General features: G+C 69.5%; 6 protein-coding genes. 2 read left to right on the top strand and 4 right to left on the bottom strand.

Going from position 1 to position 7,993, the window contains the following annotated elements:
* Together B2U11_RS06470 and B2U11_RS06465 are read right to left on the bottom strand one after the other, a co-directional pair.
* A partial coding sequence (locus B2U11_RS06470; RefSeq protein ID WP_292070676.1) for a TonB-dependent receptor plug domain-containing protein occupies positions 1-1,562 on the bottom strand: 1,562 nt, incomplete at its 3' end.
* 65 nt (positions 1,563-1,627) lie between these two features.
* The gene (locus B2U11_RS06465; protein ID WP_292070675.1) at positions 1,628-2,983 is read right to left on the bottom strand and encodes a dicarboxylate/amino acid:cation symporter; all 1,356 of its coding nucleotides are present in this window, start codon (positions 2,981-2,983) and stop codon (positions 1,628-1,630) included.
* Positions 2,984-3,223: 240 nt separating this feature from the next.
* On the opposite strand from B2U11_RS06465, the gene B2U11_RS06460 reads away from it, so the two are divergent.
* Positions 3,224-5,053, top strand: a complete 1,830-nt coding sequence (locus tag B2U11_RS06460) for a sensor histidine kinase (protein ID WP_292070674.1) — start codon at positions 3,224-3,226, stop codon at positions 5,051-5,053.
* The gene (locus B2U11_RS06455; RefSeq protein ID WP_292070671.1) at positions 5,053-6,387 is read left to right on the top strand and encodes a sigma-54-dependent transcriptional regulator; all 1,335 of its coding nucleotides are present in this window, start codon (positions 5,053-5,055) and stop codon (positions 6,385-6,387) included. Before B2U11_RS06460 ends, B2U11_RS06455 begins: the two co-directional genes overlap by 1 nt.
* A 9-nt stretch (positions 6,388-6,396) precedes the next feature.
* Here the strand turns inward: B2U11_RS06455 and B2U11_RS06450 are convergent, their stop codons facing one another.
* Positions 6,397-6,606, bottom strand: a complete 210-nt coding sequence (locus B2U11_RS06450; RefSeq protein WP_292070669.1) for a hypothetical protein — start codon at positions 6,604-6,606, stop codon at positions 6,397-6,399.
* 14 nt (positions 6,607-6,620) lie between these two features.
* Positions 6,621-7,901 (bottom strand): isocitrate lyase, encoded by a 1,281-nt coding sequence (gene aceA / locus B2U11_RS06445; RefSeq protein ID WP_292070668.1) that lies wholly within the window; start codon positions 7,899-7,901, stop codon positions 6,621-6,623.
* Between the last annotated feature and the right edge of the window lie 92 nt (positions 7,902-7,993).

Below are 7,993 nucleotides of genomic sequence, written 5' to 3'. Positions count from 1 at the left end.
CTGGGCGTGCAGTCGCCGCCGCTGGTGTCGTCGACGCAGCCGCCGCTGAACGGATTGTAGGCGTCGGGCGTGGACAGGGCCAGGCTGGCCTGCAGCGCCGTCAGGTTGATGGCGTTGGAGCTGTCGGTCGCCTCGGCCTCCGAATAGAGGATGGCGCTTTCCCAGTCGAAGCCGCGCCACTCGCCGCGCAGGCCGCCCAGGATGCGGGACTGCCAATTGTCGACGTTCACCACCTGCTCGCCCACGTCGTTGAAGCGGTAGCGGACCAGCTTCACGTCCGTGCCCCCGGCCGGGACATTGGTCAGGCCCGGCAGGCGGTTGGGGTTGGCCGTGCCGTCGGCGAAGGTGATCGGCCCAAACGGGTTCCAGTAGTTGCTGGCCGGAATCCACAACTGGTTCAGCAGGATGGTCGGCGGCTGGATGTTCTGGGTGGTGGCCGTGTAGTAGCCCAGTTCGCCGAAAGCGGTGACGCCGTTGTCCAGGTCATAGTGACCCGAGACGAACAGATTCAGGCGTTCGACGTCGGGCGAGACGGTGGTGCCCCGCGCACCGTCGTAGCGCAGGTCGCGCGCGGCCGCGCTGCTGTAGCTGATGTTGCCGCTGGCCAGGCAGACGTCGCCGCCGATCGGCGCGGTGCACCCCAGGGCCGAGGGCTGGTTGTGGAAGGCCCCGGCGGCGGAGGTCAGGTTGGTCGTGCCCTGGCGGACCCGGAACGGCGTCTGGAAGTTGGCCCAGGAGGTGTAGGACGAGCGGCCGTCAGGATCGGTCGAGGTCTCGTATCCCGGCACGTCGGCGAACAGGGCGCGCCGATCGTCCGAGGCGGTGTAGTCCATGTCCTCGGCGCGCTGCGCGGTGCGGTCGGTGTAGTCCAGGAAGCCCGAGATGTTGCCGCGCTCGAAATCCTTGCCGGCGAACAGGCCCAGGGTGAACTCGCGCCGATGGGCGCCCTCGGCCCCGCCGTACTGGGCCTTCATCTCCAGGCCGTCGAAGTCTTCCTGCAGCACGGTGTTGACCACACCGGCCACGGCGTCCGCGCCATAGATGGCCGCGGCGCCGTCCAGCAGCACCTCAAGCCGCTCCAGGCCCGAAACGGGAATGGCGTTGGAGTTGTAGCTCAGCACCGGCACCGTCCCGGTATCGGACGTGCCCTGGCTGGTCGGATGCTGGACGATGCGGCGACCATTCAGCAGGACCAGGGTGTTGCCGACGCCCAGCGAGCGCAGATTGACCGAATTGACGTCGCCGCGCGCCGCGTTCGACGTCTGGGGATTGTTGGCGCTGGAGAACAGCACGTCGCCCATCTGGGGAATGGAGCGCAGCAGGTCGTCGCCGCTGACCGCGCCGGTCGCGATGATCTCCTCCTGCGTCACCACGGTGACGGGCAGGGCCGCGGTGGTCGAGGCGCCGCGGATCTGCGAGCCGACGACCACGATGTCCTCGACCTGGGCGGGTTGGCCGTCCGTCGCCGGGTCCGCCTCCTGGGCCAGGGCCGCGCCGGCCGACATCAGCAAGACGGCCGAGGCCGCGCCCGCCATCAGGGTGAACTTGGACTGCATCTTCATGTCTCCTCCTCCCGGGTCGCCGTTGTCGTCGACGATCCCGCCTCCAGAAATTTGCGCCCGCGCGGTCAGTCGTCCGCGAGGACCAGGTCGACGCCCGGCCCGGCGGCCGGATCGGGCTTGGCCGCGATGGGTTTGGGTTCGCCGTTCAGCGCGGCGTTCAGGGCGTCGCGGTCCAGCTGCCCCTCCCAGCGCGCGACCACCACGGTGGCCACGGCGTTGCCGATGAAGTTGGTCAGGGCCCGGCACTCGCTCATGAAGCGGTCGATGCCCAGGATCAGCGCCATGCCGGCGACCGGCACGTCCGGCACCACCGACAGGGTGGCCGCCAGGGTGATGAAGCCCGCGCCGGTGATGCCCGCCGCACCCTTGGACGACAGCATGGCCACCAGCAGCAGGGTGATCTGCTGCCAGATGGTCAGGTCGATGTTCAGCGCCTGGGCGATGAACAGGGCCGCCATCGTCATGTAGATGTTGGTGCCGTCCAGATTGAACGAATAGCCGGTGGGCACGACCAGGCCGACCACCGACTTGGCGGCGCCGGCGCGCTCCTTCTTGGCGATCAGGCTGGGCAGGGCGGCCTCGGAGCTGGAGGTGCCCAGCACCAGCAGCAGCTCTTCCTTCAGATAGCGGATCAGCTTCAGGATGTTGAAGCCGTTGGCGATGGCGACCAGGCCCAGAACGCCCACCACGAAGATGATCGAGGTCAGGTAGAAGGTGGCGATCAGGGCGGCCAGGTTGGCGATCGAGGCGATGCCGTAGGCGCCGATGGTGAAGGCGAAGGCCCCGAAGGCGCCGATCGGCGCGGCCTTCATGACGATGGCCACCAGCTTGAACACGGCCAGGCTCAGCGTCTCGAACAGGTCCAGCACCGGCTGGGCGCGCTCGCCGATCAGGGCCAGGGCCACGCCGAACAGGATCGAGACGAACAGGACCTGCAGGATGTTGCCGGTCGAGAAGGCGCTGACCAGGGTGTCGGGGATGACGCCCATCAGGAAGCCGACGATGGTGCTTTCGTGCGCGGCGGCGGCGTACTGCTCGACCGCGCCGGCGTTCAGCGTGGCGGGGTCGATGTTCAGCCCGTGGCCGGGGCGCACGATGTTGGCGATGATCAGGCCCACGATCAGGGCCAGGGTCGAGAAGGTCAGGAAATAGGCGAAGGCCTTGGCCGCCACCCGGCCGACGCTGCCCAGGTCGCGCATGCCGGCGATGCCCGTCACGATGGTCAGGAAGATGACCGGCGCGATGACCATCTTCACCAGCTTGATGAAGCCGTCGCCCAGCGGCTTCAGGCTTTCGCCGAAGGCCGGCCAGAAGTGACCGATGAATGCGCCGAGCGCGATCGCGATCAGCACCTGGAAATACAGGTGGCGATAGAACGGCCGACGAACGGCCGGCGCGGCCTCGGAAGGGACTGGGATCACGAAAGGCTCCTGATGTGCGGGATGGTTTCCCGCAGTCTCCTCGACAGGCGCGATCTTCGCCACGCTCCGTTCGACAACTATCGATGAAGCGTCGGGGGGCGGCCAACCACACTCGACGATTATTTCAATCTATTGATTGTACTGAGCTTTATCGACTTTCTTCGCCCGACGCCGGCTTCAAAGTGCGATTTCTCGCCCGACCGCCTGGCGTCTGAGTGCGATTTTCCGCACAATATGGGAATGACCCACGTCGCGCCGACCCGCCGCTCGATTCCCGCCTCGCGAAGGATGTGGATCCTGTTCGTCGCGGCCTGGCTCGTCGCCAGCTTGGCGGCGGCTTTGGGTGCGGGAGAGGCCGCCCGTCGCAACGCTCAGGCCGAACTGGCGCGCCAGGCGGAGGCCGCCGCCGCCCTGCACGCAGCAGTCCTGCGCAGCGAGCTGGAGAAGCACCGCTCCCTGCCGGTGGCCCTGGCCGGCGACCCGGACGTGGAGCGGCTGCTGGAAACCCCGGCGCCCGCTCAGGTCGAGCGGGTGAACCACAAGCTGGAGGATCTGGCGCGCCAGACGCGGGCGGCCGCCATCTACGCCATCGACGCGCAGGGTCGCACGCGCGCGGCCAGCAACTGGCGCCTGCCGACCAGCTTCGTCGGCGCCGACTACGCCTTTCGCCCCTATTTCATCAACGCCATGAAGAACGGCCGGGCCGAGTTCTTCGCCCTGGGCACGGTGTCGGGGCGGCCTGGCCTGTATCTGGCGCGGCGGGTCGACCGCGCGGATGGCGCGCCGCTGGGCGTCGTGGTGGTCAAGGTCGAGTTCGACGCGCTGGAGGCGGAATGGCGGGCGTCGGGCGAACCGGCCTATGTCGTCGATCCCGGCGGGGTGGTCCTGATCACCAGCGTGCCGGACTGGCGCTTTCGCACCACCGAGCCGCTGGACGAGCGGCGGCGGCGGCTGACCCTGATCGACCAAACCCTGCGGCCGGAATCGCTGCGCCCCCTGCCCTTCGCCACGCCGCTGGGCGACCGGCCCCGCCTGCTCCAGGCCTCGGCCGGCGCCGGGGAGCAGCGCTGGATGCACGCCCAGGTCGGGACGGCGACGCCCGGATGGACCCTGCACCTGCTGTCGCCAAGCCGGGGCGCGATCGATGTGGCCGTCGGCGCCGCGCGCGCCCTGGCCGCGCTGGTGGTGACCCTGATCGCGGGGGTGGCGGCCGTCGTGCTGCGCCGCCGCCAACAGGCCCGCGCCCGCGCCCGCGCCGAGGAGGAGGCGCGGCTGGAGCTGGAGCGGCGCATCGACGAACGCACGCGCGAACTGCGCGAGGCCAACACCGCCCTGAACCGCCAGATCGAGGAGCGCCGCCGCGCCGAGGCGGCGCGCGAACTGCTGCGCGACGAACTGGTTCAGGCCAGCAAGCTGGCCGCCCTGGGCCAGATCGTGGCCAGCGTGGCGCACGAGATCAACCAGCCGGTCGCCGCCATCCAGACCCAGGCCGAGACCGCCGGCGTCCTGCTGGACCGGGCCGACCCCGAGCGGGCGCGCGGCGCCCTGGCGCGGATCGGCGACCTGACCCAGCGGATCGGCGCCATCACCCAGGAACTGCGGGTGTTCTCCAGGAAGACCGATCCGAAGATCGAATCCGTGCGGCTGGAGGACGCCATCCACGGCGCCCTGCTGCTGACGCGCGGGCGGCTGGACGAGGGCGGGATCGAACTGGTCCGCCGGGGCGACGCCGACGTGGCGGTGCGGGCCGACCGCTTCCGGCTGGAACAGGTCATCGTCAACCTGGTCAAGAACGCCGCCGAGGCGCTGGAGGGCCAGCCCGGCGCGCGCCTGATCCTGGCGGTCGAGCGTGACGCCGACCGGGTCCGGCTGATCGTTTCCGACAACGGGCCGGGCGTGCCGCCCGAGGTCCGCGACCAGCTGTTCACCCCCTTCGTCACGACCCGCGCAAACGGCCTGGGCCTGGGCCTGGTGATCTGTCGCGACATCGTGGCCGGCTTCGGCGGAGAGCTGGACCTGCTGGACGTCGAGAAAGGCGCGACCTTCGCCGCGACCCTGAGGAAGGCCTGATGAGCTTCGAACATCCCGCGTCGGTCGCCCTGGTCGAGGACGACGCCGATTTCCGTCAGGCCCTGGTCGAGCGGCTGACGCTGGAGGGCTGCGACGTGCGCGCATTCCCCGCCGCCGAGCCGGCGCTGAAGGCGATCGACGCCGACTTTCCCGGCGTGGTCGTCACCGATCTGCGGATGCCCGGGCTCGACGGCCGCCAACTTCTCAGCCGGCTCCAGGCCCTGGACCCCACTCTGCCCGTCATCCTGATCACCGGCCACGGCGACATCGCCGATGCGGTCGCGGCCATGCACGACGGCGCCTATGACTTCGTGGCCAAGCCGTTTCCGTTCGAGCGGCTGCAGGACAGCCTGAAGCGCGCGCTGGAGAAGCGCGGCCTGGTGCTGGAGAACCGGCGGCTGACGGCGATTGCGGCCGAGGGCGGCCAGGAGTTGCCGCTGGCGGGGTCGTCGCGCGCCATCACCGCCCTGCGCGCAACCATCGCCCAGATCGCCGACGCGCGCATGGACGTGTTGATCGAGGGCGAGACGGGCACGGGCAAGGAAGCGGTGGCGCGCGCCCTGCACAACGGCGGACGGCGTCGCCTGGCGCCCTTCGTGGCGGTGAACTGCGGCGCCCTGCCCGACGGCCTGATCGAGAGCGAACTGTTCGGGCATGAACTGGGCGCCTTCGCCGGGGCGCTGCGCCGCCGCGTCGGCCATGTGGAGCGGGCCCACAACGGCTCGCTGTTCCTGGACGAGGTCGAGAGCATGCCGCTGGGCGTCCAGGTCAAGATGCTGCGGGTGCTGGAGGAGCGCGAGGTCCATCCCATCGGCGCCAACGAGCCGCGCGCGCTGGACCTGCGGGTGCTGGCCTCGTCCAAGGTCGATCTAAGCGAGGCGGCCAAGGCCGGCACGTTCCGCGAGGACCTCTATTACCGGCTGAACGTGGTGCGGCTGCGCGTGCCGCCGCTGCGCGAGCGGCGCGAGGACATCCCGCTGCTGTTCGCCCACTTCCTGCGCCGCGCCGCCGATCGCCACGGCGTGGAGCCGCCGGCCGTCGACGACGCGATCCGGCGCCGCCTGCTGGAGGCCGACTGGCCCGGCAACATCCGCGAACTGGCCCACTACGCCGAGCGCGTCGCCCTGTCGCTGGAGGAGACGGTGCGCCCCGCGGACGAGGGGCTGAGCCTGCCCGAACGCCTCAACCGCTTCGAGGCCGACCTGCTGCGCGCGGCGCTTGAGGCCCATCGCGGCGACGTCCCCGCGGTCCTGGCCGAGATGCGGGTGCCGCGAAAGACGCTGTACGACAAGCTGCAACGCCACGGGCTGAAGCCCGCGGCGTTCAGGGGGTAGGCGGTCAGACTATTCGTAGCCGTGGGCCGCCTCGTTGATGACCTGCGAGGGCATGTTGGAGAAGTCGACGGCCACCGGATTGGCGACCTTGGCCTGATAGGTGCGCAGCACGTGCGTCATGCGGCGGCGCACCTCGCGCTCGGCCTCGGTCCCCTGGTCCAGCGCCAGGGGCGCCAGGCAGAAGTCGATGATGGCCTCGGTTCGGGTCAGCGGTTCCATGATGGGTCCTTTCCTTAAGCCGCGTGGGTGAACTGGGCGGTCTCGGTCGAGTCCTTCAGCGCCGTCGTGGACGACGTGCCGTTGGAGATGACCGTGGCGACCTGGTCGAAATAGCCGGTGCCGACCTCGCGCTGGTGGCGGGTGGCGGTGTAGCCGCGCGCCTCGTTGGCGAACTCGCGCTGCTGCAGCTCGGAGTAGGCCGCCATGCCGTTGTCGCGATAGCCGTCCGCCAGCTCGAACATGGAGTTGTTCAGGGCGTGGAAGCCGGCCAGGGTCACGAACTGAAACTTGTAGCCCATGGCGCCCAGCTCGCGCTGGAACTTGGCGATGGTGGCGTCGTCCAGCTTGGCCTTCCAGTTGAAGGACGGCGAGCAGTTGTAGGCCATCAGCTTGCCCGGATACTGCTTCTGCACCGCCTCGGCGAACTTCCTGGCGTCGTCCAGGTCGGGGTGCGACGTTTCCCACCACAGCAGGTCGGCGATCTTGGCGTAGGACAAACCGCGCGCGATGCAGTGATCCAGGCCCGTGCCTTCCTTCAGGCGGAAGAAGCCCTCGGGCGTGCGGTTCTCGCGGTCGATGAAGGGCTGGTCTCGCTCGTCGATGTCCGAGGTGATCAACTGGGCCGACTCGGCATCCGTGCGAGCCACAGTGATCGTGGGCGTGCCGCAGACGTCGGCGGCCAGGCGCGCGGCGACCAGGTTGCGCTCATGCGCCTGGGTCGGGATCAGCACCTTGCCGCCCAGGTGGCCGCACTTCTTCTCCGAGGCCAACTGGTCCTCGAAGTGGACGCCCGCGGCGCCCGCCTCGATGAAGGCCTTCATGATCTCGAAGCTGTTCAGCGGCCCGCCGAAGCCGGCCTCGGCGTCGGCGACGATGGGGGCGAACCAGTCACGCTTGGCGCCGCCCTCGGCGTGCTCGATCTGGTCGGCGCGCTGCAGGGTGCGGTTGATGCGGCGGCACAGCTCCGGCGCGGCGTTGGCCGGGTACAGCGACTGGTCCGGATACATGGCGCCGGCCGTATTGGCGTCGGCCGCGACCTGCCAGCCCGACAGATAGATGGCCTTGAGGCCCGCGCGGACCATCTGCATGGCCTGGTTGCCGGTCACCGCGCCCAGCGCATTGATGAAGGGCTCGTCGTGCAGCAGTTGCCACAGGCGGTTCGCGCCGCGCTCGGCCAGGGAATAGGTGATCGGCACGGAGCCGCGCAGGCGCAGGACGTCTTCCGGCGTATAGGGGCGTTCGATGCCGTCGAAACGACCGGCGGGCGAAGGAACCAGATCGGCGAAGGTGGTCATGGTCGAACTCGTCTCTGAAGGGCGCGGCCGTAGCCGCCGTCTCAGGGACAAGAACACGCCAATGTCATGAACGACACACACTCAACCGGTTT

The organism is Brevundimonas sp. UBA7534, assembly GCF_002479325.1.
Lineage (GTDB): Bacteria > Pseudomonadota > Alphaproteobacteria > Caulobacterales > Caulobacteraceae > Brevundimonas.
The sequence above is the reverse complement of the archived record's forward strand: the minus strand, read 5'-3'. Positions and strand labels throughout refer to the sequence as shown.

Excerpts from the sequence above, each read along its gene's own strand:
- B2U11_RS06460 (WP_292070674.1), top strand. The coding sequence starts at position 3,224 with ATGACCCACGTCGCGCCGACCCGCCGCTCGATTCCCGCCTCGCGAAGG.
- B2U11_RS06455 (WP_292070671.1), top strand. The coding sequence starts at position 5,053 with ATGAGCTTCGAACATCCCGCGTCGGTCGCCCTGGTCGAGGACGACGCC.
- B2U11_RS06450 (WP_292070669.1), bottom strand. The coding sequence starts at position 6,606 with ATGGAACCGCTGACCCGAACCGAGGCCATCATCGACTTCTGCCTGGCG.
- aceA (WP_292070668.1), bottom strand. The coding sequence starts at position 7,901 with ATGACCACCTTCGCCGATCTGGTTCCTTCGCCCGCCGGTCGTTTCGAC.